Here is a 25,123-nt window from a genome sequence, read left to right as displayed (position 1 = left end):
GTCTCTCTATCAGGCAAAGCGGTAAGCGCTGAATGGTGTCAGGTTCTGTTTCGTCGGACGGCTCGCAACCATTTCGCCAATAAGGCGTCCAGTCGTGGCGCCGAGCGTGAGCCCAAGTTGTCCGTGACCGAACGCCATGAGAACGTTCTGCAGGCGCCGCGAGCGATCGATCACCGGCTTCGTGTCAGGCAGGAAGGGTCGATAACCCACACCGTACTCCAGACTGCCGGTGCGAAGCTCGGGCAGGATTCGCTTCGCCTTTTCGAGGATAATGTCGGCGCGTTGAAAGTTCGGCTCGGCACCCCGGCCAGCGAATTCAATCGTCCCACCAATCTGCAGGCCTCGCGTCATCGGAGTGAAGCAGAACCCGCCGTCCGAGTAGATAACAGAATGCCGGATTTCGACACCGGGGTTGTGCAGGAGCACCTGATATCCGGCGATGCCTTCCAGCGGAATACTGACGCCGAGTGCATGGAAGAAGCGGCGCGACCCGTTACCGGCGGCCACAACGACATGGCTGGCGGGAACTCGCTCGCCATTGACGAGCGTCACGCCCGTTGCACGTCCGCACGATTCATCGATGCTTGCGGCCTCTGCGCGAACACGACGGCCACCTTGGGCTATAAAGCTTCGGTCAAGTGCGGCAATAAACCCTTCAGTGTCACTGACCGCGCGCCAGTCCGGGAACAGCAGGCCGTTCGCGAAGCGACCGGCCAACGCGGGTTCGAGGTCGCCGATGTCAGCTGCGGTGAGGCGTCGAGACTTGAACCCGAGGGATTCACGAAGCTCGAGATAGGGACGCTCGTGTTCGATACCGGATGCGCTGTCGAATACTTCGAGGATTGGGTGCTCGCCCATCAACGCCTTGTTTTCGCAGGCGTCGAGCAAGGGTGCATAGTCTGTGTACACGTCGCGCGTGAGCGTTGCCATTGACTGTGCGATATCGACGATTTTTGAGTGCCTCGCCGATGCGACGAACCGGAAAAACCACGGCAAAATTCCTGGCAGCGCGCCAGGCCGCAGCGCCAACGGGCCTTTCTGGTCCATGAGCCATCCGGGCACTTTCATCAGAATGCCGGGCTTCGACAGCGGAATGATTTCACTGACTGCCATCTGGCCGCAGCTCCATTTCGCGGTGCTATCGCCCGGCGCGGCGGGGTCGACCAGCGTGACCACGTATCCGTCGCGTTGGAGGTAGAGCGCACAGCACACGCCTACGATTCCCCCGCCGATCACAACGACATGCTCCTGGGAAAAGGGAGCATGCGCTGCGGGGATATGTTCTCGAGGAACGGCGTTCAATTGACGAACTCCTGCAGAGTAAAGCCGTGCGCATAGGGTTGCGATTCATCGACGTAGTGGTCCGCGCGTCCGGTGATCCATGCGCGCCCCTCGATGCTGGGAAGCACGGCGTCGATGCCACTTGCCAGTGTAGTCGTTGATTCGACACGGCCAATAAACCGGCTGCCGATAAGACTCTGATGCCGGAACACCTGCCCCTTTTTCAACAAGCCTCGCGCGAAGCGTTGCGCGACGCGCGCGGAGCTTCCCGTGCCGCAGGGTGAACGGTCAATGAGGCTGTCGCCCGCAATCACGACTGCGCGCGCGTCGGCGTCTTCGCTTAACGGACGCCCAGTCCACATGCAATGTTTGACGCTACGTATGTCCGGATTGTCCGGGTGAACGACGTGGACTGCGTCGTTGACCAGGGATTGCATTGCGCGACCCCACTCCAATAGCTGTTCAGGCGCAAAGTGTTCGCACCCAGGGTAGTTAGGCTGAACCTCCACGATCGGGTAGAAGTTACCGCCGTATGCGATGTCGACTGACAGCCGACCGAGTTGCGGCAGGACGATTTCGACGTCACGGTGCAGCAAAAAACTGGGGACGTTCGTGAACCGGACAGAGGTGATCCGGTTGCCGCTCGATTCATAGCGGGCGGTAAGCTGCCCCGCCGGGACATCGACGACTACTGTTCCCGATTGCTTTGGAACGACAAGACCGGTTTCCAGCGCAAACGAGATCGAGCCGATCGACGCATGTCCACACATCGGGAGGCAGCCTGATGTCTCGATGAACAGGAGGCTGAAGTCTGCGTTCGCGCTCAGCGGCGGATACAGGATTGTTCCTGACATGTGTGAGTGGCCACGGGGTTCGAGCATCAGCGAGCGGCGTATCCAGTCGTAGTGCTCGATAAAATACCTTCTGCGCTCGTTCATTGTTGCGCCGGCGAGGGCAGGCGCGCCGTCAATCACCATACGTACCGGCATACCCTCGGTATGGCCTTCAATGCACTTGAAGCTGTGTCTCGTCATCTATGTTGTCTCATTGCGGTCGCGCCGGCACGCAAAGGCGCCGGCGCTAAACACGTCAGGCTTGTGAGGCTTCGAAGACCGCACGGAATTCAGCCTTTTCCGCGTCCGTGAGTGGTTGCAACGGCATACGCGCGTTGCCGGCTTTGAAGCCCGCGAGTTCGCAGCCGTACTTCACCTTCTGGATGAACTTGCCGGATTCCATGCTGGCCATGACCGGGAAAAGCAAGCGCATGACGTCTTGCGCACCTTTGAGGTCACCCGCCGAAAACCTGTTATAGAAGTCGACGACCTGCGTGGCGAAGCAGTTCGCCGGTCCGCAAATCCAGCTGCTTGCGCCCCAAAGGAAGAAGTCGAGCGCCTGATCATCGGAGCCGCATGACAATTGATAGTGGTCCTTGTACTTGCCACCGATTTCAATTGCACGCAGCAGGTTGCCGCTGCTTTCCTTGATGCCGATGACGCGTGAATTGTCCTTGAACGCGTCGAGCACACCGTAGCCGACTTCCACGTTTGTCCGGACCGGATAGTTGTAGAGAATCACTTCAACGTCCGGTACTGCGGCCAGGATCGCTTCGTAGTGGCCAATGAGTTCTTCTTGCGACGGCAGCGCATAGTACGGCGGGGCAATCAGTACGGTGGTGTAACCCGCATCGCGGGTCTGCTGTACTTGCTCGATCACCTCACGGGTGCACGAACCATTCGCTCCGGCAATAAGGAGACCGCGAGTGCCGACGACCTCACGTACGGTCTTCAGCACCGCGCGACGTTCCTCGTTTGTCAGCGCGTAGTACTCGCCCGTAGAGCCGAGGGGAACGAAGCCGCTGACGCCTGCTTTCAGCTGATAGTCGAGAATGGACGCGAGCGTGTCGTGGTCCACTGCGCCCGATGCATTGAACGGAGTAACAAGAGCGGGCAAGATACCTTTTAATTGCATGAATTTTCTCCAGCGTTACGATGAACTAGTTGGGTTAATCGACAGTGATCGACATTAATAGGCATAGCGCCTGAGCATCCGCGACTCAACCACACCGACCAGACGGGTCAGCGGGAAAGCGACAAGAAAGTAGATGATTGCAACGGTCGTAAGGAATTCCACAGGCCGCGCAGTGCTGTTTGAAATGTTTTGCCCGACAAACATCAGGTCCGCGACACCGACCGACGAAATGAGCGCGCTTTCCTTGAACAGGCTCACAATATTCGACAGCAAAGGCGGAATGGCACGCAGCAGCGCTTGCGGGAAAATGACATAGAGAATTTTTGCCTGCGGCGAAAGACTTAGCGCGATGCAGGCGTCGTGCTGCTCGGCCGATATCGACTTCAGCGCGCCACGAAAAGTCTCGCTGGTAATAGCCGCCATATACAGCGTCAGCGAGATCAGCACTGAGAGGTACGGCGGTATCGGCAACCTGAATACCACCGGGAAGCAGAAGAACACCCAGAACAGTTGAATGAGCAAAGGCGTGCCGCGAAAGAACTCCACATAGAAGGTCGTCAGCGCTTTCAACCAGCGCGAAGGGGACATTCGCAGCAAGCTCAGGGAAAATCCCGCGAGGCTTCCAATGAGGGCGCAACTGGTCGTAAATGCGAGCGTCAATCCGAGACCCTTTGCGAGGACCAGCCAGTAAGGTAGTACTACCGAGAAATCGAGATTCATGGCCTTTTCCTCAGCGTTGCACCGCAGCGTCCTGACGACGCTCAACAAAATTCACCAGTTTCGCAATCGGCAGTGAGAGCGCGAAATAGATAAGCGCAATGACAGAGTAAGTCTCGAGCGGCCGGTAAGCTTCGGTGGCCAGGCTCTTGCCCACATACATCAGGTCCGCTACCGCAACAATAGCGACCAGAGCACTTTGCTGCAGGCTGCCAATTCCGTTGGTCATCAGCACGGGCATCGAACTGCGCAACGCCTGCGGAAGAACAACGTATGCAGTTCGTTGCCAAGGCCGAAGCCCAAGCGCGACCGATGCGTCGAGGTGCTCCTTCGGCACCGCCTGGACACCGGCCCGGTACGCTTCGGCGTTGAACGCAGTCAGGTTCAATCCGAGCGCAAGCACACCCATCGTAATAGGATCGATAAAGACATTGAGCATCATCGGGATGCAGTAGAAGAACCAGATGATCTGCAAAAGCGCCGGCGTGCAGCGGAAAAATTCGACGAAGAGTTGCGCTGGCCACCGTATGATTGCCCAGCGGCTCATGACCAGAAGGCATAGAAGGAAACCGAGGATGAGGCCCATTATGTTCGCCGCGACAGCGAGCTCGATGGTCACCTTCAGACCACCGAGCAGAGCACCAGCACTACCGGCAAGAAAGCTGAAGTCGAAGTGGTAGTTCATGGCTTCGGCCTCAATCGAGATGTAGAACTTTTTCAAGGAACTCGCGGGTGCGAGCTTCCTTGGGCCGCTTGAACATCTCAGCCGGTACGCCTTCTTCCACGATTTTTCCGCTCGCACAGAAGACCACGCGTGTCGCGATATCACGCGCGAAATGCATGTCATGGGTGACGATGATCATCGCCATCTTCTGTTCGGCCAGTTGCAGCATTACGTTCTGGACTTCAATGACCATTTCAGGGTCGAGGGCTGACGTGACTTCATCGAACAGCATGAGTTTCGGATCAAGCATCAGGGCGCGAGCGATCGCTACGCGTTGCTTCTGACCGCCTGACAATTGACTCGGGTACGCGTGCAGCTTGCTCTCGAGTCCAAGGCGCGCCAGATACGTTCTTGCGCGCTCTGTAGCTTCTCCTTTGGAGACACCACCGACCTTGACAGGAGCAAGGATGAGATTGCCAAGCACAGACAGATGGGGGAACAGGGTGTAATGCTGAAAGACCATCCCGATCTGTTTCTGCAACGCCGGGTCAATTCGTTTTCCGCGAGCGGAGTTGGCGCCGTGGATATAGGGCTTGCCCTGAAACCCTATCTCTCCGTCCTGGATTCCTTCCAGTCCCATCATCACACGCAGTAGCGAGCTCTTGCCGCTGCCGCTTGGGCCGATGATGACCAGCCGGTCGTCGGCTCGCATGTTCAGGCTCATCTGGTCCATGACAACCAGGTTTTCGCCATATGACTTGTACACATCACGGAGCTGCACGAAGTCACCTGCGGCAATTGGCGACGTCCCACAGGCAGTCGATTTGATGTCCGGCTGAACCGCCGCGATTTGAGGTGACAACATGCGCAATCTCTCCCACGGGGCGCGTATCAGGCGCTTGATATACGAATCGACAATCGAAACCAGACGGCTCTCAGTGGCTTACCTGAGAAGGTCTGCTGAACGGTCGTGCGCGGCTCTTCGTCGAGAGCGGCTGGTACTTGAGCCGCTCGTTCTCATGCAGATTTTCCGGACTCGAGAAGACCTTGCCGTTTCATAAAACCGTCAGGAGCGCCGCACCGGTTGTTATTTGTTGGTAACCAGCATCGCCTGAACGGAGGTCTTGATGAGGCGATTAACCGAGCCTGATTTGACCTGCTGGCCGAGGTATTTGTTGAGGACGTCGACATCCGCTGTGGGCGTGTCTTTGCGTAGGCCGAACGCGACTTCCTGCTGCGCGAGCGGTGGCGTCGGGTTGAAGCCGACCGCCCACTCGGGGTGCGCTTCGGTCAGAAGCATGTTCGTGATGTTTGCATCCGCCAGCAGGTCGGCGCGTTTGGAAATCAGCGCAAGGCGCGTTTCGTCGTTGCCCGGCAAACGCATGATTTGGGCCTGTTTGAGCACCACTGAAATCGCCTTGTCCTGCGAGGTGCCGGACATCACCGCGATGGTCACACCCGGTTTGTCGATGTCGGCAATGGCGCGCACGGCCTGTGGAATCTTCGGGTTGTTCTTGTTGTAGACAAAGGAAACGTTGTAATCCGTCGCCCCTGACGAGAACGCAACTGCTTTTTCACGCTCAGGCGTGTCGTTCAGCGCCATCGACAGGTCCCACTTCTCCGACTGCAGTCCGGCAACGATGTTGTCCCATGTCGTGTCGACGAACTCGACCTTCACCTTCAGCACGTTTTCCCCAAAATCGCGGCAAAGGTCCGAGAAGAAGCCGCTATACGCACCGGTTTTCGGGTCTCTCATCACATACGGCGGTGCCACCGCGGCGCCGCAGCGCAATACCCCTGCTTTCTTGACGCTTTGCCAGGCATTTGCGTCATCTGCGCGTGATTGCACGGTGACAGACAGTGAAGCAGCGGCTACCAGCCACAGAAGGGCTTGGCGGGTGAAACGAGACAGGCGGACCATTCTGACCTCTCAAATTAGGGTAATTCCGGAGATGACGACTCTTATCTAAAACAATGCTGCGTGCTTTGATGTGTGCAATGATGTATGCAGTGTAGGAGATCAAAATTTGGGATGTCAACCAGGTAATTGCCCGGCATCGGACAAACGTCGTCATGTGGGGTTGGTGAGGCCGGCAACGGGGAAGCGCTTCGTGGTCGCCGGGTTATGCGTCGTTTTCCGTACTTTTGTCACGGGCAAGTCTTGATTGCGCTGACGATTCCGTTTAAGCCCGTTTTAATTTTTGGTTGCCACTATAGCTACGCAAACAAGTGTCTAAGGGCGCTTGTTTAACCACCCGCATCGATGGCGATACCGGGAGTTACTGAGGGGAGTTGAATCAGACATGCTTAACAAATCGAGAACGCGCAAACATACCCATGCGGCGATGTCGCCGCTGCTGCGGGCATTGACATATAGTCATGCTGCACATGAACCCGTCACCGAGGCCATGCTCCTGCAGTGCTATGTGGGCCTGGATGCATTTCGACGGGGCCACGGTTCGCGCGAACTATTCACGACCCTGGGGCGACAGTTGCTTGTTGCTGAGGAGCTGTGCCTCATCGGCTATCAGTCAGACGAAATTGCGGACATACGTGAGGCCCTTGCGGCGATGGTGCATATCGACGCTACCAGGAAGGAAGAGGGTGTCTGGCTCATGGGCGATGTCGAGTACGCATGGTTATGCGTAGCGTTCGAGATTTTCGGCCGCCAGTTGTCTGTTGCATCCCTGGATAGCATCGCCAAGGCCGAAACGCGAATGGTGGAAGGCTTGTTAAAAACCAAACCGACTGCTGCTATTGTTGCTGACGCGTCCGCGTAACGCAGTGCGGAACTCATGCAAGTGATAGCGGAAGGGTAGATGAAAAGTCTCCTACCGCAAAGAATTGCGTCTGGCGCCATGTCTGAACAGGCAAACGAGATCGCTTGCAATATGGGCGGCGGCTAATGCAGTGATGTCGGCGTGGTCATAGGCGGGAGCGACCTCCACTACATCCGCACCGACCATGTCGACTTCGGTAAGTCCCCGGATCATTGCGAGAGCTTGGGCGGTCGTGAGCCCTCCCGGCACTGGCGTCCCCGTACCGGGCGCATACGCCGGGTCCAGACCATCGACGTCGAACGTCAGGTAGGTCGGGCGGTTGCCCACAATCGCCAGGATGCGCTCGACGGTGGCCTTGGCACCGTTCTCGTGAACCCATGGCGCATCGAGTATGTTGATCCCCATGAAATCGTCGTTCCAGGTCCGAATGCCAATTTGCACCGAATGAGCAGGATCGATCAATCCCTCCTTGACCGCTTTGTAAAACATCGAACCGTGATTCAGGCTATCGGGCTGATCGTCAGGCCAGGTGTCGCAATGCGCGTCGAAGTGAATCAGCGAAAGTGGCCGTCCGTATTTCTCGGCGTGCGCCACAAGCAGCGGGTAGCTTACATAGTGGTCACCGCCCAGCGTCAGCATGCGCGCGCCTGAATCAAGAATCGCGCGGGCGTGCTCGATAATCGTCTGCTTGATGGTCGACGGATTGTGGACGTCGAGCCAGCAGTCGCCGTAGTCGATAACCGCATAGTCGTCGAAGGGATTGAGACCCCAGGGATAGGGCAGCAATACGCCGAGTTGACTGCTGGCCGCACGTATGGCGCGCGGGCCGAGGCGCGCTCCCGGCCGGTTCGTCGTAGCGATATCAAGCGGTACGCCCGTGATGGCCAGATCCACGCCGGTCAGATCCCTGGTGTAAATTCGGCGCATGAACGAAGTCACGCCGGCATAGGTATTTTCTCTTGATGCTCCATACAGAGATTCGCGTCGTATGGCTCCGTCTCCGCGAAGCACTTCCAGATTTTTCATGGCGTTCGTTATCCTGACTAATGCGAAGCTTCAACCCGTCAATTACCCAACGCACATCCGTCTTTCCGATGGTCCGACGCACCGGCCAGCACACCGCGCTCCCAATCGATCGAAATTGATTGGGCACCGCCGATTGCCCAGTTGGGTGGTACCAGACGAAACCCCCGACGTGTCAGTTCAGCATGGGTCGACGCCGGGAGGGTGCTCTCTGCTTCGACCACATTGGTTCCGGGACGAGGGAAGATGCGTGGCATGTCGATGGCTGCTTGCATGTCGAGGCCATAGTGCAGGACCTTCGATAAAAAGTGCGCATGCCCCATCGCCTGATAATGGCCGCCCATGACGCCGAAGCTCAACTGGACCTTGCCGTTCTTCGTCACCATGCCAGGGATAATGGTGTGCATGGGCCGCGCGCGCGGAGCGACGGCATTGGGGTGCCCGCGTTCCACGGTGAAGCTCTGTCCCCGGTTATGCAGCAGAACGCCCGAATTCGGCGCCATCAAGCCGCTACCGAACGGGTGAAACAGGGAGTTGATGAAGCTTGCGCAGTTACGATCCTTATCGACCACGCAGATGTACACCGTATCCTTATGGTCGGCCGGCTTGAACGAGGGCAGATCGGCCATCGGTTGCGCAAGGTCTATGCGGGAACGCAGCTCGTCCGCCAGCCGGTCCGACAAGAACCAGTCGACATCGACCGGACCGTTGCGGGGATCTCCAAGCAACGCGTCGCGGAGGGAATAGGCTAGCCGGGTCGCCTCGATTTCCCGATGCAAGCGGTCAGGACCCAGTGGATCGTCGTTTGCGTCGAAGCCTTCAAGTATCTTCAGGATGAGCAGCGCGATCAGACCTTGACCATTAGGCGGACACTCGTGAACTTCGTAGCCGCGGAAACCCGACTTGATGGGCTTGACGTATTCGCCGTGAAATTCCGCGAAATCCTCGATCGCGTGCAGGCCGCCTTTACTTCGCAAATAGCTGACGATATCTTCGGCAATGGCCCCTTCGTAAAAGGCGCGCGAGCCACCTTCAGATATCGTTCGAAGCGTCTTGGCCAACAGCGGCTGACGATGGACGGTGCCGGCTTCCGGTGCCGCACTATCAACGAGCATGTGAGCTCGGCAATTGATGTCCATGCCGAGCAGTTCAAGCTGATTCGCCCAATCCGATGCGGCTCGCGGAGCGACTACATAGCCGTTGTCCGCGAGCGATATCGCTGGACTGAACAACCTCCCTAACGACATCGTCCCATGGTCACGCGCCAGAGTCGTCCATGCGTCAATCGCTCCAGGAACCGTAACGGCATGGGCGGAGTGACGCTCGATTGCCGAGATTCCCTTGGCGTCGAACGCTTCCACAGAAGCCGCCGCGGGCAACCATCCCGAACCATTGAAGGCGACGATGTCGTCAGTTCCCCTGCGTGAGTACAGGGCGAAACAGTCTCCGCCGATCCCCGTCGAACCCGGCTCGACCACGCATTGGACGGCACACGCCGCAATTGCGGCGTCCATTGCGTTTCCGCCATCATCCAGCACGTTGATGGCCGCCAGCGTGGAGGCAGGATGAGAGGTTGCGGCCATCCCATTCCTGGCCATCACAAGGGAGCGCCCGGGCAATTCAAAGTTACGCATGCATGTTCTCCTTTCAGGCTCAGGCGCGCTTCGATTTGCGCCATTCCAGCGTGTCGTCAAGCGCTCGTTGCGTGCCATCGAAAAGTTCGTCTATCTGCGCGCGCGTAATGATGAGCGGTGGGCAGAAGTTGACGGTGTCACCCAGCGCACGCGTGATTACGCCATGCTTGAGAGCGCAGTTGCCCGCATAGGAGGCGACGCCTTCGCTCGGCGCGAACGATTCTTTTGTCTCTTTGTTCGCAACGACTTCGAGCGCGGCGATCAATCCCGACCCGCGCGCTTCGCCGACAAGCGGGTGCTGACCCAATTCGGCCACGCGCCGCTCGAAGTGCGGAATCACTTCGCGGACGTGGTCGAGAATCCGGTCGTCCTCGTAGATTTTCAGGGTCTCCAGCGCTACGGCTGCACACACCGGGTGTCCGCTGTAAGTGAAGCCATGCCCGAACGTGCCGATCTTTTCGCTTTCACGAACCATGGCTTCGTATATCTCGTTGCTGACCATCAGCGCGGAAATGGGGAGATAACCTGCCGACAATTGCTTGGCCAGCGTAATCATGTCCGGACGCATGCCGAACGTCTGCGAACCAAACATATTTCCGGTGCGTCCGAATCCGCAGATGACCTCATCGGCGACGAGCAGGATGTCGTGACGTTTGAGAACCGCCTGGATCTTCTCCATATAGGTTGCGGGCGGCACGATGACACCACCCGACGCCATGACGGGCTCCGCGAAGAACGCCGCAATGGTGTCCGCGCCTTCCGCCAGGATGAGTTGCTCCAGCGATTCGGCGCATCTCGTGGCGAATGCCTCTTCCGTTTCGCCGGGGAGGCCGTAACGATAAAAATGAGGGCAGACCGTGTGCAGGATGCGGTCGATCGGCAAGTCGAAGTCACGGTGATTGTTCGGGAGCCCGGTCAAGCTAGCCGATGCGATGGTTACACCATGGTACGCACGCGTGCGCGAAATGATTTTCTTCTTCTGCGGGCGTCCCAGCGCGTTGTTGTAATACCAGATCAGTTTGATCGCGGTGTCATTGGCTTCGGAGCCCGAGTTGGCAAAGAAGACCTTGGACATGGGCACCGGCGCCATGTCGATGAGTTTCTCGGCCAGCCTGATAGACGGTTCGGAGGACTTATGACCAAAGGCGTGATAAAACGGCAGCTTGCGCATTTGCCTGTCGGCGGCGTCGGCCAGCCGTGATTCGCTAAAGCCGAGAGAAGCGCAGAAGAGGCCTCCCAACCCTTCTATATAGCGATTTCCTTCTGCGTCATAGACGTAGACGCCTTCACCGCGGTCGATCACCATAGGCCCTACTTCGCGGTGCGCGCTAAGATTCGTGTACGGATGAAGATAATGCTTGATATCGCTTTGCTGCAGTGTCTGAGTGTGTTGCATCTGTTGCCTCGTCTCTTTGTTTTTGCGCTTCAGCACGTGCCATAGCGCTATTGCTTGCGGCGCCTCCGCCTTACTTCATTGCGCCGCAAAGGAATCGCTGCAAACGCTCGCTTTGGGGCGCTTTGAAAACGTCCTTCGGATGACCTTCCTCCTCCACCACACCTTGATGGAGATAGACGACGTGATTCGACACTTCGCGTGCGAACCCCATCTCATGGGTCACGACAATCATCGTTCGTCCCTCCTCAGCCAGGTCGCGCATCACCTTGAGAACGTCGCCCACCAGTTCCGGGTCGAGCGCCGAGGTCGGTTCGTCGAAGAGCAGCGCTTCCGGCTCCATCGCAAGCGCGCGGGCGATGGCAACGCGTTGCTGCTGGCCTCCTGATAAATGCGCGGGATAAGCGTTGGCGAATCTGGTCAAGCCAACCTGGTCAAGGTAACGCTCAGCGCGTTCCGTTGCCTCCTGCCTGGACAATTTCAGTACGTGACGGGGCGCCTCGACAATGTTCTCCATGACCGTCATATGCGCCCAGAGATTGAAGTGCTGAAATACCATCGCCAGCTTTGTCCGCATCTTCTGCAGTTGAGCCTGGTTTGAGACGCGAATCTGTCCGCCGCGGTCGGTGGAGGTCTTCACTTCATCTCCGTTCAGGCAGATGCGGCCCGACGATGGCGCCTCGAGAAAGTTGATACATCGCAACAGCGTGCTCTTCCCGGACCCCGACGACCCGATCATGCTGATGACATCACCCGGCTTGGCCCTCAACGAGACCCCTTTGAGAACCTGGTTGTCGCCATACTGCTTGTGGAGGTTCTCCACGCTCAATCCATTCATGGTTGTTCTCTTCAGGAAGCTGCCGGGACGGCCACTCGATGCGGCCGCAGGTGAGCAAGGTATTTGCGCTCGGTCATTCGAATCAGGAAAGCGAGGATGGTCGTCAGCCCGAAATAGACGGTTCCGGCTGCGATGAACGCTTCAAACGGCGCGTAGTAGTTCGCGTAAAAATCTCGCGCGGCGCCGGTCAGGTCGACAATGGTCACGGCACTGACAATCGATGTGCCGTGCAGCATCAGAATGACTTCGTTGCTGTAGGCCGGAATGAATCGTCGCAACGCCGACGGCAACAGGATGCGGCGCCATGCAGTCAGCCGGCTCATGCCATAGGCCTGCGCCGCTTCAATCTCGCCGAATGGTGTGGAGCGGAATGCGCCTGCCAGGATTTCGGTTGTATAAGCACAGGTGTTTGCTGTGAGCGCGAAGAGCGCGCAATAGAAAGGGTCGCGAAACAACAGCAAGACCGGGTTTCCTCTCTGCCACGCAGCCTGTAGCCACTCAAACTGACCAAACCCGTAATACACAATCATCAACTGCGCCAGCAGCGGCGTCCCGCGTATGAACCACGTGTAAGCGGCTACCGGCCCGCACACTGCGCGCCTGGGCGAGACACGCAAAATTGCAAGTGGAATGGCAAGGAGCAGGCCAAGCGCCAGCGAGATCAGGGTGAGCTGAATGGTGATCCACAGTCCGCTTGCATACGCTGGAAACGCCTGTATGAGTTCCTGATAGCTCATTACTGCAGCCTCCCTTCTCTAACGCCTTTCGAATAGCGAGTTCGGGCGCGAGAGAGGCATGCCGTCGACCCTGTTGTAAGCGCCAGGTACAGCGCACACGCGGCCAGATAGAACGTCATGGGAGCCTGAGTGGTCCGCCCGGCCTGATCGGCGACAAACATCACGTCATGCAGGCCAATGAGCGAGGCAATAGCCGTCGTCTTGAGCAGGACGAGCCAGTTGTTGACGGCCGCTGGCAACGCGAGCCGCATCATTTGAGGGAACAGGATTCGACGAAATGCGAGCCACGGCGAGAAGCCGTACGCTTGCGCCGCTTCCATCTGACCGCGAGGCACCCCCAGCATCGCGCCGCGGAACGTCTCGGTGTAATACGCACCGAAAATGAAACCGATCGTGAGAACGGCAGTGACGAATGCATCGACGTCAGGGGCGTGAAAACCGAGGGCCGCCGCGATATGATTGATCAGGATCTGCCCGCCGTAGAAAACGAGCAACATCATCACGAATTCGGGTACGCCGCGTATCAGCGTGGTGTAAGCGGTCGCCGTCGATACCAGCACGCGCGAGCCCGACTGCTTGGCGAGCGCGCCGGCCAGTCCAAGGCAAACGGATAAAAGCACCGAAAGCACGGCGAGGAGAAGCGTTACCCGGGCGCCTCGCAGAAGCGCAGGGAAGTATTCATGCAGTTCCGGCATCACGCACCTTCAATGGCGTACCTTCATGAGGTACCTTAAGACCGAGAGAATACGGTCCTGCGACCGCGAGCCGAAGCACACCGCCGCTTAACCGTGACAGGGGTGGCCTGGCCTCCATCAGTACACGTCGAAGTTGAAATACTTCTTCTCGATCGACTGATAAACGCCGTTGGCACGGATCGCGTCAATAGCCTGGTTGAGCTGCTGCTTCAGGTCGTCGTCGGACTTGCGCACCGGAATGCCGTAGCCCTCGCCGAGAAGCGTCTTCTGCTCTGGCGTTGTACCGAGGATAGGTTGCCCGACAAATTTGAAATTCCCGCCTTCCGGTTTGTTCAGGAAGCTCGTGAAGGCTTGGGTCGAATCCTGCAGCGCGGCGTCTATTCGTCCCGAGCGCAGATCCAGGTAGACCTCGTCCTGCGTGGCATAACGAACGAGCTGCACGCCGTCGGGTACCCAATACGCACTCGCATACTTGTCACCCAGAGTTCCGCGTTGAACGCCAACGCGCTTGCCCTTCAATTCAGCCGGAGTGGCATCCTTGATCGAGCTCGACTTCGAAACAACAAGCCGCCTGGGCGAGTTGTAGTATTTGTTCGTGAAATCGACTTTCTGCTTTCGCTCGGCGGTGATGGCAACAGAGGCCACGATCGCATCAATCTTTTCTGCCTGAAGGGCGGGGATGAGGCCATCCCAACTTACCTGGACAAGCGTGCAGTTCGCATGCATCTGCGTGCACAAGGCGTGGATCATGTCGATGTCGAACCCCACAGGCGTGCCGTCCGGCTGTATAGAGGAAAACGGCGGATAAGCTCCCTCGAAGCCAATGCGGATATCCTTCCATTCTTTTGCGTGAGCCATTGTTGCGCCTAGCGAAAGCGCCAGGAGGACGGCAAGACGTCTGATTCGAAGTGTCATAGCGTAGTAGTGGTAAAAGTTGTTGAGAAACTCATTCCAGGAAACACGGCTAGTCAGTCCCATTGACGAATGACGCTTATAGGACAACTTATTGTCTGACTAAAAAATCGGTATCGATGATGGTTTCCTGCTATTTCCCGGCTGTCATCCAGTTGCGTAGCGCTGGCACCGTTGCTTCAATATGCTCGCGAATCGTTGCTTCGAGGTCCGACGCGTTCCCCTGCCTGATGGCAGCGACAATGCTCATGTGGTCGTCACGGGAGGTCATCGGCTTCTCAGCAAACTCGAGCCACAGCCGCATGTGAGGCTCGACCACGGCATGCAGGGCGGCAATTTGTGCAATGAGTCTCCTTCGGCCGCAGAGTTGGCAAAGGTACTCATGAAAATTGCGATGTGCCGTGACCCATTCGGGCACGTCGTTTTCGTTACGCTCCATGACATCGACAAGCCGGGTGAGCTCGGCCACATGTGAAGAGCCAATGCGTGGCAGCGCCATACGTCCGGCCAATCCTTCAAGGACCGCTCGCATGCTGAAAACTTCCTCCATCTCGACGGCATCGAGGCCGCGCACGATTGCGCCCCGGTTGGGCCGGATAGTCAGCAGTCCTTCACTAGCAAGTCTTCGGAACGCTTCTCGTATGGGCATGCGGCTGGTGTTGATTTCTGCCGCAATGTCTTCAGGAATAAGCCGGTCGCCCGCCTTGTACGCGCCCATGCGGATGCGAAAGAGGATGAATGCGTAGGCTTCTTCCTCCGCCGTAGTAGGCACCGCGGAGTGATAGGGCTGAACGTGAGTTTCCATGTATTCCAAATGGCGTAATGACGAAAGGGACCGCGTCAGTCTGCTTGAAAAAGAGGTAAAACGTAATGTTTGTAATAGTGGATACACGTATTCGTTGATGCAATATACCGCGCCAAAATAGCTGGCAAATAATTGTTAACCCGGAGAAGGAGCAGCCGTGGTCCAAGAGTGGAGGACGGGAGGGAACATCACGGTCAAGCAAGCAGGCGCAACGAGAGCGCGACTAAATGGAGCCAGGAACTGAATGCAGGATTGAAGCAATTCCCTTCGACGACAGCGCGCGCTCAATCCCGAGAACTGCCCCGCCGATTGCACCGGCATACTGGTTGAGCGCGGTGTTTTCAATGAGCAAGCTTCTGGTCGCAAGCGGCAATGCGCGCCTATAGACAACCGCGCGAACGCCCGCAAGCAAGTCGTCGCTGATTCTCGCCATCCGGCCGCCAAGGACAATCGCGGCCGGGTTGTACATGTGGACCTGCATCGCGATGACTTCGCCTATTTCAGCAGCCGCGGCGCGAATGAGCCTGACGGCCTGATGGTCACCCGAGCGAACCAGCCGCACCAGATCATCCACATTTTTGGCTCCCGCCTCGGGCAACGCCTGCAGGTTTGCAAGCACGGCGTTAGTCGAAGCCACCGCTTCAACACAGCCAATATTTCCGCAACGGCAAATGACATCGTCGCGCCCGGGCACCCTGATATGTCCGATGTCGCCCGCCGCGCCGTCGGCGCCTCTGTGCAACATGCCGTCGGACGTGATGATTCCGCAGCCTATCCCGGTCGACACCTTGGCAAACAGCAGGGGCGACTGATGGGCAGGCCGGGTACGGGCCTCGCCTAGCGCCATGAGGTTGACATCGTTGTCCACGAGCACCGGGGCCTTGAGGCGAGATTGCAGGTACTCGGACACCTGGAATCCGTCCCATCCCGGCATGATGGGTGGCCTCACGCAAACGCCACGACTGAAGTCCACGGGGCTCGGCAGGCCGACTACCACGCTGCGCACGGATTGATCGAGAAGCCGATGCTCCCGCAACAATTGCTGGAACTGGTCGACGATCGAATCGAGGACGATCTCGGGTCCAAGCGCAACATCGATGCTGAAGACTCTCTCCGCCAGCCGCCTTTGAGCCAGGTCAGAGATGACGAGCCGTCCATGGGTCGCTCCCATGTCGGCCACCAGAATCAGCCCGGCGCGGGAATTGAGCACGAGCATCGTACCGGGCCGTCCCCGGGCGGACGCACTTTGCGTTTGCTCTTTCACAAGGTCGCAATCAATCAACGGCTGGATCAATTGCGACACGGTGGAGCGAGCGAATCCCGTGTTGCGCGCCAGGTCGGCGCGGCTGATCCCCTGAGACGACGCAATCAGCCTTGCCAGCTTGCTCTGGACTTCAAACTCTTCAAGCCGGAAAGCCCGGTCGAAAGTGGCGAGGCGAGAAGGGGTGGGCAGATGGATTGGCGTATTCATGACAAGGCCTGGGTCGTTCGAGCTTACTTAATCCGTCCGCAAGCCACAAGCGTGATTGTAGGGACGATAGGCAAAGTATTTATGTCGGAAATCGAATTAAATAATACAAAATATCGGGCTTAGCCGGGTCTCGGTAATGTCCAGTCAACCCAATGGAGTTTAAAAAAATGGCTGAGACACTCGGTGTGGCAATCGTCGGCGCAGGGATGATGGGCGTGGTTCATTCCAGGGCAAGCCGGCTTGCCGGCGCGACATTGAAGGGCATAGCGGCGTCGAACCCGCAGAGCGCTAAGGAGGCCGCGGCTCGTCTCGCTTATCTGGGAATGGAGCGCGCCTATTCGAACGCCGATGAGGCGATCGCCGACCCCGCCGTCGACGTCATCCATATCTGCACGCCTAATTCCACGCATTACCCGATCGCTCTGGCAGCACTGGCCGCCGGCAAGCATGTGGTGTGCGAAAAGCCGCTTGCAACCAGTCTCGCCGATGCAAAGGCGCTCGCGTTGGCCGCGCAATCAGCCGGGCGCGTTGCGGCGGTCCCGTTCGTTTACCGATATCACCCGATGGTGCGCGAAGCGCGCTCGCTCGTGCAGGACGGCACTGTAGGGCCGCTTCAACTCATCCATGGCAGCTATCTGCAGGACTGGCTGCTTGGGCGCGACGATACGAACTGGCGCGTGGACGCCGCGCTCGGCGGTCCGTCGCGCGCGTTCGCCGACATCGGGTCCCACTGGTGCGACCTGATCGAATGGATCAGCGGAGAACGATTCGAGGCTGTGGTCGCAACGCTCCAGACAACCACGCCCGACCGTCCGACCGGCACGGTCGAGACGTTTTCGACTCCTGCTCCGGGCGCATCTTTGGAAAGGCAGACGGTGACGACCGAGGACGTCGCCGGCGCATTGTTGCGAACCAGGACAGGCGTGCTGACAACGCTCACCGTGAGCCAGGTGTCGGCCGGCCGCAAGAACCGCTTGTGGTTCGAACTCGATGGCGCCCGCGCGAGCGTCGTGTTCGATCAGGAGGAGCCGGAACGGCTGTGGCTGGGTGAACGGGATTCGACCCGGTTGCTGGTGCGCGATCCCTCACGCGGCAGCGCTGAACAACGACGCTTGGCCACGCTGCCGGCGGGGCATGCCCAGGGCTATGCGCAATGCTTTGAAGCATTCGTCGCCGATACCTACGCGGTGATTCGCGGTGAAGCGCGTGAAGGCTTGCCGACGTTCGAAGACGGGTATCGCTCGGCACAGATCATCGACGCGGTGCTTCGTTCATCGAAAGCGCGGGCATGGGAGCAGATCTAGTTGCAGTCCACGTTGGTCATTTGTTGGTTATCTATTAAAAAACCCGCCTTAGCGCGGAACACCAGGAGACGAAAATGAAGGTTCAAAAGTTGCTCAAGTCGACTACAGGCATCGCGGCATTGGCTTTAACGCTGGCAGCGTGGACACCGGCGCAGGCCGCCGATATCGCGATCGTGCTAAAGACCTTGGCCAATCCCTACTGGGTCGCCATGCGCGACGGTATTCAGAAGGAAGCCAAGGCGAAGGGCGTAACCGTCGACATCCTTGCGGGCAACAGTGAAGATGACATCCAGGGCCAGCAGCGTCTTGTGGAGGACGTGCTCAACAAGAATTACAAGGCCATCGGCGTCGCGCCCATCTCGCCGGTGAGCCTGATCCAGGTTGTTGCGGCGGCCACGAAGAAGGGCATCTATGTGGTCAATATCGACGAGAAAATTGATCAGGGCCAGTTGAAGGCAGCGGGCGGTTCGGCGATCGCCTTCATCTCCAGCGACAACGTGGCGCTAGGCAACAAGGCGGGCGACTTCATCGCCCAGAAGCTCGGCAGCGCAGGCGGCAGCGTGGCCATTATCGAGGGTAAGGCCGGCAACGTCTCCGGCGACGCCCGTCGCGACGGCGCGAAGCAGGCCTTTGCCAAGGTGCCGTCCATCAAGCTCGTGGCGAGTCAGCCAGGCGACTGGGATCGCTCGAAAGCGCTGGACGTGACCACCAATATCCTGCAACGCAATCCCGATCTGAAGGCCATTTACGCGGCGAACGACACCATGGCGCTCGGCGCGGCGCAAGCGGTCAAGAACGCCGACAAGCTCGGCAAGGTGATCGTGGTCGGCACCGACGGCGTTCCCGAAGCGCTCGACTCGGTCAAGCGCGGCGAGTTGACAGCGACCATCGCACAGGACTCCGCAGCAATGGGCGCCAAGTCCGTGGATCTCCTGCTCGACGCGCTGAAGAACAAGCCCGCGATCAATCCGGCCGTGGCGCCGGTCTTCATACCGGTTGAATCCCATCTGATCACGAAGTAAGCCCGCGTGCCTGACGAATCTGACGCACTAAGGGAGGATCAGATGAACGATGTACTGGTAGCCGTTCGCGGCATCACGAAGATCTTTCCGGGCACGACCGCGCTCAGCGATGTGAGTTTTGACGTTCGCGCAGGCGAGGTGCATGTGCTGCTCGGCGAGAACGGCGCCGGTAAATCGACGCTGATGAAAATTCTCAGCGGCATTTATGAGCCGACGTCGGGCGCTATTGTGGCCGGCGGAAGTGAATACTCGAAGTTGTCGCCTACGCTGTCGGCCCAGCTTGGCATCTGCCTGATTTATCAGGAGCTGAGTGTAATCGACTACTTGAGCATCGAGGAAAACTTGTTCGTCGGGCGCATTCCTACCATCAGGCGTTTCGGTGTTCCTGTGGTCGATCGCAAGACCATGCACAGCAAGGCGCTTGAAGTCCTTGCCCGGGTCGGTCTGGCACGCGATCCCCGAACGCTGGTTGGCGATCTGGGCATTTCGGAGAAGCAGCAAGTTGAAATTGCCAAGGCACTGGCGAGCGAGGCGCGGCTCATCATCATGGACGAGCCTACTTCATCGCTCACGGATACTGAAGTCGCGAAGCTCTTCACGGTGATTGGGGACCTCAAGCGCGAGGGCGTTGGCGTGGCCTATATCTCCCACAAGCTCAAGGAGATTCCGGTGATAGGCGATCGCGTCACGGTCCTCAAGGATGGCAAATACGTCGGCACGTACGACGCTAAAACAACCTCGACTGACCGGCTCGTCGCACTGATGGTCGGCCGAGAGATCGTTCACGGACGACCGGACGGCGTGGATGCGACAAACGGCGCCGTCGTGTTCTCGGTGGATCATCTTTCCTCACGCGATGGATGGGTGCGCGATGTCTCGTTCAACGTTCATCGAGGAGAAATTTTTGGCTTTGCGGGCTTGATGGGATCAGGGCGCAGCGAGTTGATGGAGACCATCTTCGGCGTACGCCGAAAGTCGGCCGGCCTGATGACGCTCAATGGCCGCGAGATTACGATCGACTCGCCGTATCAGGCGGTCAAGCAAGGGCTGGCATTCGTGACTGAGGACCGGCGCGCAACGGGCTTTTTTCACAACCTGAATATTGAAGAAAACATCTTCGTTGCGCCCGCGTTGCGCAGTACGCGGCGTGCACTCTCGCTCGGACTGATCGACCGCGCGCAGCAGCGTGAATTCGGCTTGCGCTACAAGGAGCGGCTTCGTATTCGATGCGCATCTTCCACGCAGAACATCACGGAACTATCGGGTGGCAATCAGCAAAAAGCGATCGTCGCCAAGTGGCTCGCGGCAAAGAGTGATCTCTTCATTTTCGATGAACCCACGCGCGGCATCGACATTGGTGCGAAAGCCGAGATCTATTCGATCATGCGTGCGCTCGCCAATGAAGGACGGGCCATTCTGATGGTGTCGTCGGAGTTGCCGGAGCTCATTGCGGTGTGCGACCGCATTGCTGTTTACAAGGACGGCACGATAGCGAGCACGCTCGCCAATGCCGACGCCACGGAAGAATCGATCATGCAAGTCGCCACCTCATGAGCGACAACGAAGGAGGCAAAGTGAACCAGTCCAGCACATCCGGCGCGCCGCTTGCGGCAACACCGCGCCGGGATTTCGCCACGATATGGCAGACGTATGGCACATTCGGCATTCTCGTGGTGCTGCTGATTTTATGCAGCATCGCGTCGCCGCAGTATTTCCTGACACGCGACAACCTCGTGCAGGTGCTCTTGCAGAGCTCGGTCATGGTCCTGCTTGCCTGCGGCGTCTTCTTCACCATCCTGATCGCGGGCATCGACCTGTCCATCGGGTCGGTGCTCGCGCTCTCCGGCATGGTGATGGCGAAGCTGATGATGGCCGGCTTGCCAGTGTGGCTCGCGGTGCTCATTGGCGGAGTAGGGGTCGGGGCGTTGCTCGGCGCGGTCAACGGCGCACTGGTCAATCTCACGCAATTGCATCCGTTCATCATTACGCTAGGCACGGCCGCAATCTACCGGGGCGTTACGCTGATTGTGTCGGACTCACGGTCCGTATTCGGCTTTGACCGCTCTTTTACCGATGTCGTCGCCGGCCGTGTTCTCGGCGTACCGGTGCCGATCATCATTGCGGTCGTGGTGGCGGGATTCCTGATGTTCCTGACCAAGTTCACCAAGCTCGGCCGCAACATCTACGCACTCGGCGGCAACGCGCAAGCCGCGTTCTATTCGGGCATCAGCGTGAAGTTGCACACCATGGTTGTCTTCATCATTGCGGGAACGTGCGCGGGCATTGCCGGAATCGTCACAACCGCCCGTACCGCCGCTGCGGAACCGAACGCCGGAGTGGGCTTCGAGACCTTCGCCATTGCGTCCGCGATTATCGGCGGGACAAGCTTCTTTGGCGGACGCGGACAAGTCACGGGCGTGGTCATAGGCGGGTTGATCATCGGCGTGATCAACAACATCCTGAACATCATGAATGTAGAGACCTACTACCAGCAGATCGTAATGGGCGCACTCATTATTGCGGCGGTCACCGCCGACAAGCTGTTCACCCGCAAGTCCCGGTAAATCAATCTGCAGGCGCTGCATGTTTGCACTGACGTGCGGCGCCGCTTCCAATAGCCGCCCCCGGAGTACCCATGACTCAAGCCGTAGAACAAATCCGTCTGTTCATCGCACCTGCCCCGCGTACCGTTGCGGATATTTTCAGCCCAACCGATCTCGATCGGCTCCGCGCGCTTGGGCAAGTGTTCATCCATGAAGACGGTCCCGTGACCGATGAGATCTTCGAGCAACACGCGGCAGATGCCCACATCATGGTGGGTCAGTTCGACATGCCGGCCGAGCGGCTGACGCGTGCAGCCAACCTGCGGGCGATCGTCAATGTGGAAGGGAATTTTCTTCCGAACGTGGACTACGCCCAGTGCTTCAGGCAGGGCATTCGCGTCCTCAACGTGAGCCCGGTCTTTGCTGAACCCGTGGCCGAGGCGGCGCTGGGCATGGCGATCGACCTTGCCCGCGGGATCAGCCATGCGGACAGGCGTTTTCGGCGCGGCACCGAGCAATATGGGCTCGATGCGAACCGGGACGCGTTCTCGCTGTATGACGCGCCGGTGGGCTTCATCGGCATGGGTGACCTGGGGCGCGCGATCCTGCCGCTCGTAGCGCCGTTTCGCGGCGTGGTGAGGGCGTTCGACCCCTGGCTGCCTCCGGCCTATATTGAATCGCTCGGATGTGAACCTGCATCGCTCGATACGGTGTTGCGCGAGTCGCAGATCGTATTCGTGGTGGCAGGCGTCACGTCGGAAAATCAGGGTTTCCTCACGCGTGAAGAATTTGCAATCATGCGCAAGGGCGCCGCTTTTATACTCGTGAGCCGTGCGGGCGTAGTGGATTTCGATGCGATGCTCGACGCAGCCGCGGCGGGTCTCATCCGCGTTGCTACGGATGTCTTCCCTGAAGAGCCGCTCGCGCCGGGGCATCGGGCGCGCCTGGTCGACAACGTACTGCTCTCGCCGCACCAGGCCGGCGCGCTTGGCGCTGTACTGAGGGACATTGGCAGAAGCGCCCTGGCAGATATCGAACTGATTGCGCGCGGTTTGCCGCCAGTGATGTGCAAGGTCGCGCAGCCAGAAACGGTCGGCCTGATGCGCAGCAAGCCAGTGGCGAAGAGTTAAACGATGCTCAGCCGTATATCGCACTTCGCCGGTATTGCCGACACGCATCGTGCGCTCAACTGGATTGAATATCGCGGGTGGATGGCGCTGTCGATGCGTCAAGGCCCGCTTGAACTAGTCGTCGTTCCTGCAATCGGCGGCAGGCTGATGAGCATCCGGCATGAGACCGTTGAGCTCGCGTATATCAACGACGCCCTGGCGGGACATGTACCGGACGGAAGCGACGCCCAGTGGCGAACACTTTGTGGCGAATGGGGTTTTCCGTTATGGGGCGGCGGCAAGACCTGGGTGGCGCCCGAGGCTGAATGGCCCGACGGTGCGCCGCAGCGCGATCTCGACAGCGGACACTATGAAGTGGTGAGTACGTGGTTCGAATCGGGGTCCATGGGCATTGAACTCTTGAGCGCGCTTTGCCGGCAGAGCGGCCTGCAGATCCGGCGCCGCATTGTCCTGTCTGCGCGCGATGGCGCATGGACAATCTCGCACGAGCTGTATAACCGGGGCGAGTTGGCGCGGCAGTGCGCGATCTGGGACGTCTTGATGTTGCGCAGGCCAGGAAAGGTCGAGGTTGCGATCGAGAGCGAAGAGCACTGGCGCGAATCGGTGATCCCATTTCCTGGCAAAGGCCCCTTGGGCGACGTACGCGAATCAGCATTCATGACGGGCTCGAGCAGTCTTGTCACGACGCAATGCGTCGAGGCGGTCGAGTTCAAGCTGGGTATAAACAATTCACCCGGCGTTATCCTTGTCGAATTCGATTTGCCGGAAGGCAAGCGTACGTTACGGCGGCGCTTCCCGGTTACCCCGAGCGCGAAGTATGCCCATGGCGCAGCGCTTGAAGTGTTCAACGCGCCTGAACTGCCGTACTTCGAGATCGAGTCACATGGGCCTTTGGTCGTTTTGCAGCCTGGCGAATCGATTACGCTTAGCGTGGAGGAGGCCGTAGACAGCGACGTCGCCCGGCTCCGTTAAAATGGTTGCCCGATTACTCACACGGTCCGCTGCCGCTCATGCTGCTTACTCAAGTCGAATTTCGCGTATCGTGTCTTCTGTTCGACATGGATGGAACCTTGCTCAATTCACATGCGCCCGTGATCCGCGCGTACACGGACTGGTCGCTCAGGCGAGGGCTTGACCCAGAGATGGTCCTGCGCGAATGTCAGGGCCGACGCGTGATCGACACCGTTCGCGCGCTAGCTCCGCCCGGAACGGATATTGAAGCCGACGCAGCGGCGTTAAGACAGGTCGAGCTCGATGACGTGGAAGGCATTGTGGAAATCCCGGGCGCTCGGGATCTATTGGCGTCAATCCCTGAGGATCGTTGGGCCGTGGTCACGTCGGCGGAACGCCCTCTTGCGCTAAGGCGGCTCAAAGCCGCTGGATTGCCCATACCCAAGATCTTGTTCACCTCCGATGAAATCGCACGCGGGAAACCTGCACCCGATGGCTTCATCGTGGCCGCGAAAGCATTGGGCGCTGCTCCCGAGCGCGCAGTCGTATTCGAGGATTCGGCGGCCGGAATTGCAGCGGGACTGGCTGCAGGATCGCTGGTCATCGCGATCACTTCAACTTTACCCGTGGCACGGATCGATGCCTTGGGCCCGCAAGGCTATCTTCACGATCTTCGAGGCGTACACGTCTCGGAAGACAACGGGGAGCTGCGTCTTCGGGTGGCCTGAGTGGTGCAGCAGGTTCACTGAAGTTATCGGCTAAGCGCAGGTCTCCTGCGCGCAACGGCGAAAGCGTTCCGGTCCCTGGCACGACCGGCGCGCGCCGGAATATATCCGGTGTGTAATCGAGCACCGCGATCTCAATCACCCTCACTTCATCCGTGATTTGGCAGGAAGCAATCAGTCAAATCAACGCTTGACCGCTCCCGTGCATGCCTGATTTGTCGCTAACCAGCGTCTTGGCTTGGGGCGATGGTCGCCCCTTCGTCCATCATTGCATTCCCTTTACGTTTCTGATATCGGTCGAGCGAATAAGCCGAACAAGCCGAGCCGGGTCTTGAGCGTAGGGAGTTGCAGAAAGCGCATCTGCAAAGTTTTTGCTCTGGCTGGCACACGAAAGAAAACGCCGCACCGTGATGAGACGGTTTTCATTTCAATCGATCGATATTCGAACCACGGCGCCGGTACGGTTCGATTGACTGAATTATCGGGGAATGCCGACAAGCCTGTTCCATGCTCAAACGCGTAACGAAGCT

24 protein-coding genes are annotated in these 25,123 nt (G+C 58.6%); 8 read left to right on the top strand and 16 right to left on the bottom strand.

The genetic code is table 11. The annotated features are described in order from the left end of the window. Positions 1-9 precede the first annotated feature (9 nt). From ACSOSP_RS22340 to ACSOSP_RS22310, 7 genes are all read right to left on the bottom strand, one after another. Positions 10-1,302: an NAD(P)/FAD-dependent oxidoreductase gene (locus tag ACSOSP_RS22340; RefSeq protein ID WP_455313098.1), complete on the bottom strand. Its 1,293-nt coding sequence runs from the start codon at positions 1,300-1,302 to the stop codon at positions 10-12. Then, on the bottom strand, positions 1,299-2,315 hold the full coding sequence (locus tag ACSOSP_RS22335; protein ID WP_455313097.1) for a 4-hydroxyproline epimerase: 1,017 nt from the start codon (positions 2,313-2,315) through the stop codon (positions 1,299-1,301). The genes ACSOSP_RS22340 and ACSOSP_RS22335 overlap by 4 nt, the downstream gene beginning before the upstream one ends. A 55-nt stretch (positions 2,316-2,370) precedes the next feature. Further along, complete coding sequence (locus tag ACSOSP_RS22330) at positions 2,371-3,249, bottom strand: dihydrodipicolinate synthase family protein (RefSeq protein WP_455313096.1); 879 nt, start codon at positions 3,247-3,249, stop codon at positions 2,371-2,373. A 54-nt stretch (positions 3,250-3,303) separates the two neighbouring features. After that, positions 3,304-3,969: an amino acid ABC transporter permease gene (locus ACSOSP_RS22325; RefSeq protein WP_455313095.1), complete on the bottom strand. Its 666-nt coding sequence runs from the start codon at positions 3,967-3,969 to the stop codon at positions 3,304-3,306. Positions 3,970-3,979: 10 nt separating this feature from the next. Further along, positions 3,980-4,687, bottom strand: coding sequence for an amino acid ABC transporter permease (locus ACSOSP_RS22320; protein WP_455313094.1), 708 nt, complete (start codon positions 4,685-4,687; stop codon positions 3,980-3,982). Then, a complete protein-coding gene (locus tag ACSOSP_RS22315) occupies positions 4,662-5,495 on the bottom strand; it encodes an amino acid ABC transporter ATP-binding protein (protein ID WP_455313093.1) in 834 nt (277 codons plus the stop codon). Before ACSOSP_RS22315 ends, ACSOSP_RS22320 begins: the two co-directional genes overlap by 26 nt. A 222-nt stretch (positions 5,496-5,717) precedes the next feature. Then, positions 5,718-6,551: a substrate-binding periplasmic protein gene (locus ACSOSP_RS22310; RefSeq protein ID WP_455313092.1), complete on the bottom strand. Its 834-nt coding sequence runs from the start codon at positions 6,549-6,551 to the stop codon at positions 5,718-5,720. Between the two features lie 382 nt (positions 6,552-6,933). Between ACSOSP_RS22310 and ACSOSP_RS22305 the strand changes: the two genes are divergently transcribed. Beyond that, on the top strand, positions 6,934-7,410 hold the full coding sequence (locus ACSOSP_RS22305) for a hypothetical protein (protein WP_455313091.1): 477 nt from the start codon (positions 6,934-6,936) through the stop codon (positions 7,408-7,410). A 51-nt stretch (positions 7,411-7,461) separates the two neighbouring features. On the opposite strand, the gene speB is transcribed toward ACSOSP_RS22305, so the two are convergent. The 9 genes from speB to ACSOSP_RS22260 all read right to left on the bottom strand — a co-directional run bounded on the left by speB (position 7,462) and on the right by ACSOSP_RS22260 (position 16,918). Further along, positions 7,462-8,436, bottom strand: coding sequence for an agmatinase (gene speB / locus ACSOSP_RS22300; protein WP_455313090.1), 975 nt, complete (start codon positions 8,434-8,436; stop codon positions 7,462-7,464). Between the two features lie 38 nt (positions 8,437-8,474). Then, positions 8,475-10,067, bottom strand: coding sequence for a gamma-glutamyltransferase family protein (locus ACSOSP_RS22295; RefSeq protein WP_455313089.1), 1,593 nt, complete (start codon positions 10,065-10,067; stop codon positions 8,475-8,477). Positions 10,068-10,086: 19 nt separating this feature from the next. Further along, on the bottom strand, positions 10,087-11,463 hold the full coding sequence (locus ACSOSP_RS22290) for an aspartate aminotransferase family protein (protein WP_455313088.1): 1,377 nt from the start codon (positions 11,461-11,463) through the stop codon (positions 10,087-10,089). A gap of 70 nt (positions 11,464-11,533) precedes the next feature. Next, positions 11,534-12,298 (bottom strand): ABC transporter ATP-binding protein, encoded by a 765-nt coding sequence (locus ACSOSP_RS22285; RefSeq protein WP_455313087.1) that lies wholly within the window; start codon positions 12,296-12,298, stop codon positions 11,534-11,536. A gap of 11 nt (positions 12,299-12,309) precedes the next feature. After that, positions 12,310-13,035: an ABC transporter permease gene (locus tag ACSOSP_RS22280; protein WP_455313086.1), complete on the bottom strand. Its 726-nt coding sequence runs from the start codon at positions 13,033-13,035 to the stop codon at positions 12,310-12,312. Continuing rightward, positions 13,035-13,730 (bottom strand): ABC transporter permease, encoded by a 696-nt coding sequence (locus ACSOSP_RS22275; RefSeq protein WP_455313085.1) that lies wholly within the window; start codon positions 13,728-13,730, stop codon positions 13,035-13,037. The genes ACSOSP_RS22280 and ACSOSP_RS22275 overlap by 1 nt, the downstream gene beginning before the upstream one ends. 117 nt (positions 13,731-13,847) lie before the next feature. Next, positions 13,848-14,588 carry an ABC transporter substrate-binding protein gene (locus ACSOSP_RS22270; protein ID WP_455313084.1) on the bottom strand — a complete coding sequence of 247 codons (741 nt, stop codon included), beginning with the start codon at positions 14,586-14,588 and terminating at the stop codon, positions 13,848-13,850. Between the two features lie 187 nt (positions 14,589-14,775). Then, on the bottom strand, positions 14,776-15,447 hold the full coding sequence (locus ACSOSP_RS22265) for a GntR family transcriptional regulator (protein ID WP_455313634.1): 672 nt from the start codon (positions 15,445-15,447) through the stop codon (positions 14,776-14,778). 223 nt (positions 15,448-15,670) lie between these two features. Next, positions 15,671-16,918, bottom strand: coding sequence for an ROK family protein (locus ACSOSP_RS22260; RefSeq protein ID WP_455313083.1), 1,248 nt, complete (start codon positions 16,916-16,918; stop codon positions 15,671-15,673). 167 nt (positions 16,919-17,085) lie between these two features. On the opposite strand from ACSOSP_RS22260, the gene ACSOSP_RS22255 reads away from it, so the two are divergent. From ACSOSP_RS22255 to ACSOSP_RS22225, 7 genes are all read left to right on the top strand, one after another. Further along, positions 17,086-18,222, top strand: coding sequence for a Gfo/Idh/MocA family protein (locus ACSOSP_RS22255; RefSeq protein ID WP_455313082.1), 1,137 nt, complete (start codon positions 17,086-17,088; stop codon positions 18,220-18,222). A gap of 74 nt (positions 18,223-18,296) precedes the next feature. Further along, positions 18,297-19,244: a D-allose transporter substrate-binding protein gene (gene alsB, locus ACSOSP_RS22250; protein ID WP_455313081.1), complete on the top strand. Its 948-nt coding sequence runs from the start codon at positions 18,297-18,299 to the stop codon at positions 19,242-19,244. Positions 19,245-19,286: 42 nt separating this feature from the next. Beyond that, the gene (locus ACSOSP_RS22245; RefSeq protein WP_455313080.1) at positions 19,287-20,798 is read left to right on the top strand and encodes a sugar ABC transporter ATP-binding protein; all 1,512 of its coding nucleotides are present in this window, start codon (positions 19,287-19,289) and stop codon (positions 20,796-20,798) included. A 20-nt stretch (positions 20,799-20,818) separates the two neighbouring features. After that, a complete protein-coding gene (alsC, locus tag ACSOSP_RS22240; protein WP_455313079.1) occupies positions 20,819-21,808 on the top strand; it encodes a D-allose ABC transporter permease in 990 nt (329 codons plus the stop codon). A gap of 71 nt (positions 21,809-21,879) precedes the next feature. Continuing rightward, complete coding sequence (locus ACSOSP_RS22235) at positions 21,880-22,917, top strand: hydroxyacid dehydrogenase (protein WP_455313078.1); 1,038 nt, start codon at positions 21,880-21,882, stop codon at positions 22,915-22,917. A 3-nt stretch (positions 22,918-22,920) separates the two neighbouring features. Beyond that, complete coding sequence (locus ACSOSP_RS22230; RefSeq protein ID WP_455313077.1) at positions 22,921-23,889, top strand: hypothetical protein; 969 nt, start codon at positions 22,921-22,923, stop codon at positions 23,887-23,889. 38 nt (positions 23,890-23,927) lie between these two features. Next, a complete protein-coding gene (locus tag ACSOSP_RS22225; protein ID WP_455313076.1) occupies positions 23,928-24,596 on the top strand; it encodes an HAD-IA family hydrolase in 669 nt (222 codons plus the stop codon). Positions 24,597-25,123 lie beyond the last annotated feature (527 nt).

The organism is Caballeronia sp. KNU42 (assembly GCF_053760385.1).
Note: the sequence above shows the minus strand (reverse complement) of the source record. Positions and strands in the feature narration are given on the sequence as shown.

What these genes read in the sequence shown, in the direction of transcription:
- ACSOSP_RS22335 (WP_455313097.1), bottom strand. Translation starts at nt 2,315, where the DNA reads ATGACGAGACACAGCTTCAAGTGCATTGAAGGCCATACCGAGGGTATG.
- ACSOSP_RS22330 (WP_455313096.1), bottom strand. Translation starts at nt 3,249, where the DNA reads ATGCAATTAAAAGGTATCTTGCCCGCTCTTGTTACTCCGTTCAATGCA.
- ACSOSP_RS22325 (WP_455313095.1), bottom strand. Translation starts at nt 3,969, where the DNA reads ATGAATCTCGATTTCTCGGTAGTACTACCTTACTGGCTGGTCCTCGCA.
- ACSOSP_RS22315 (WP_455313093.1), bottom strand. Translation starts at nt 5,495, where the DNA reads ATGTTGTCACCTCAAATCGCGGCGGTTCAGCCGGACATCAAATCGACT.
- ACSOSP_RS22310 (WP_455313092.1), bottom strand. Translation starts at nt 6,551, where the DNA reads ATGGTCCGCCTGTCTCGTTTCACCCGCCAAGCCCTTCTGTGGCTGGTA.
- ACSOSP_RS22305 (WP_455313091.1), top strand. Translation starts at nt 6,934, where the DNA reads ATGCTTAACAAATCGAGAACGCGCAAACATACCCATGCGGCGATGTCG.
- speB (WP_455313090.1), bottom strand. Translation starts at nt 8,436, where the DNA reads ATGAAAAATCTGGAAGTGCTTCGCGGAGACGGAGCCATACGACGCGAA.
- ACSOSP_RS22295 (WP_455313089.1), bottom strand. Translation starts at nt 10,067, where the DNA reads ATGCGTAACTTTGAATTGCCCGGGCGCTCCCTTGTGATGGCCAGGAAT.
- ACSOSP_RS22290 (WP_455313088.1), bottom strand. Translation starts at nt 11,463, where the DNA reads ATGCAACACACTCAGACACTGCAGCAAAGCGATATCAAGCATTATCTT.
- ACSOSP_RS22285 (WP_455313087.1), bottom strand. Translation starts at nt 12,298, where the DNA reads ATGAATGGATTGAGCGTGGAGAACCTCCACAAGCAGTATGGCGACAAC.
- ACSOSP_RS22280 (WP_455313086.1), bottom strand. Translation starts at nt 13,035, where the DNA reads ATGAGCTATCAGGAACTCATACAGGCGTTTCCAGCGTATGCAAGCGGA.
- ACSOSP_RS22275 (WP_455313085.1), bottom strand. Translation starts at nt 13,730, where the DNA reads ATGCCGGAACTGCATGAATACTTCCCTGCGCTTCTGCGAGGCGCCCGG.
- ACSOSP_RS22270 (WP_455313084.1), bottom strand. Translation starts at nt 14,588, where the DNA reads ATGGCTCACGCAAAAGAATGGAAGGATATCCGCATTGGCTTCGAGGGA.
- ACSOSP_RS22265 (WP_455313634.1), bottom strand. Translation starts at nt 15,447, where the DNA reads ATGGAAACTCACGTTCAGCCCTATCACTCCGCGGTGCCTACTACGGCG.
- ACSOSP_RS22260 (WP_455313083.1), bottom strand. Translation starts at nt 16,918, where the DNA reads ATGAATACGCCAATCCATCTGCCCACCCCTTCTCGCCTCGCCACTTTC.
- ACSOSP_RS22255 (WP_455313082.1), top strand. Translation starts at nt 17,086, where the DNA reads ATGGCTGAGACACTCGGTGTGGCAATCGTCGGCGCAGGGATGATGGGC.
- alsB (WP_455313081.1), top strand. Translation starts at nt 18,297, where the DNA reads ATGAAGGTTCAAAAGTTGCTCAAGTCGACTACAGGCATCGCGGCATTG.
- ACSOSP_RS22245 (WP_455313080.1), top strand. Translation starts at nt 19,287, where the DNA reads ATGAACGATGTACTGGTAGCCGTTCGCGGCATCACGAAGATCTTTCCG.
- ACSOSP_RS22235 (WP_455313078.1), top strand. Translation starts at nt 21,880, where the DNA reads ATGACTCAAGCCGTAGAACAAATCCGTCTGTTCATCGCACCTGCCCCG.
- ACSOSP_RS22230 (WP_455313077.1), top strand. Translation starts at nt 22,921, where the DNA reads ATGCTCAGCCGTATATCGCACTTCGCCGGTATTGCCGACACGCATCGT.
- ACSOSP_RS22225 (WP_455313076.1), top strand. Translation starts at nt 23,928, where the DNA reads ATGCTGCTTACTCAAGTCGAATTTCGCGTATCGTGTCTTCTGTTCGAC.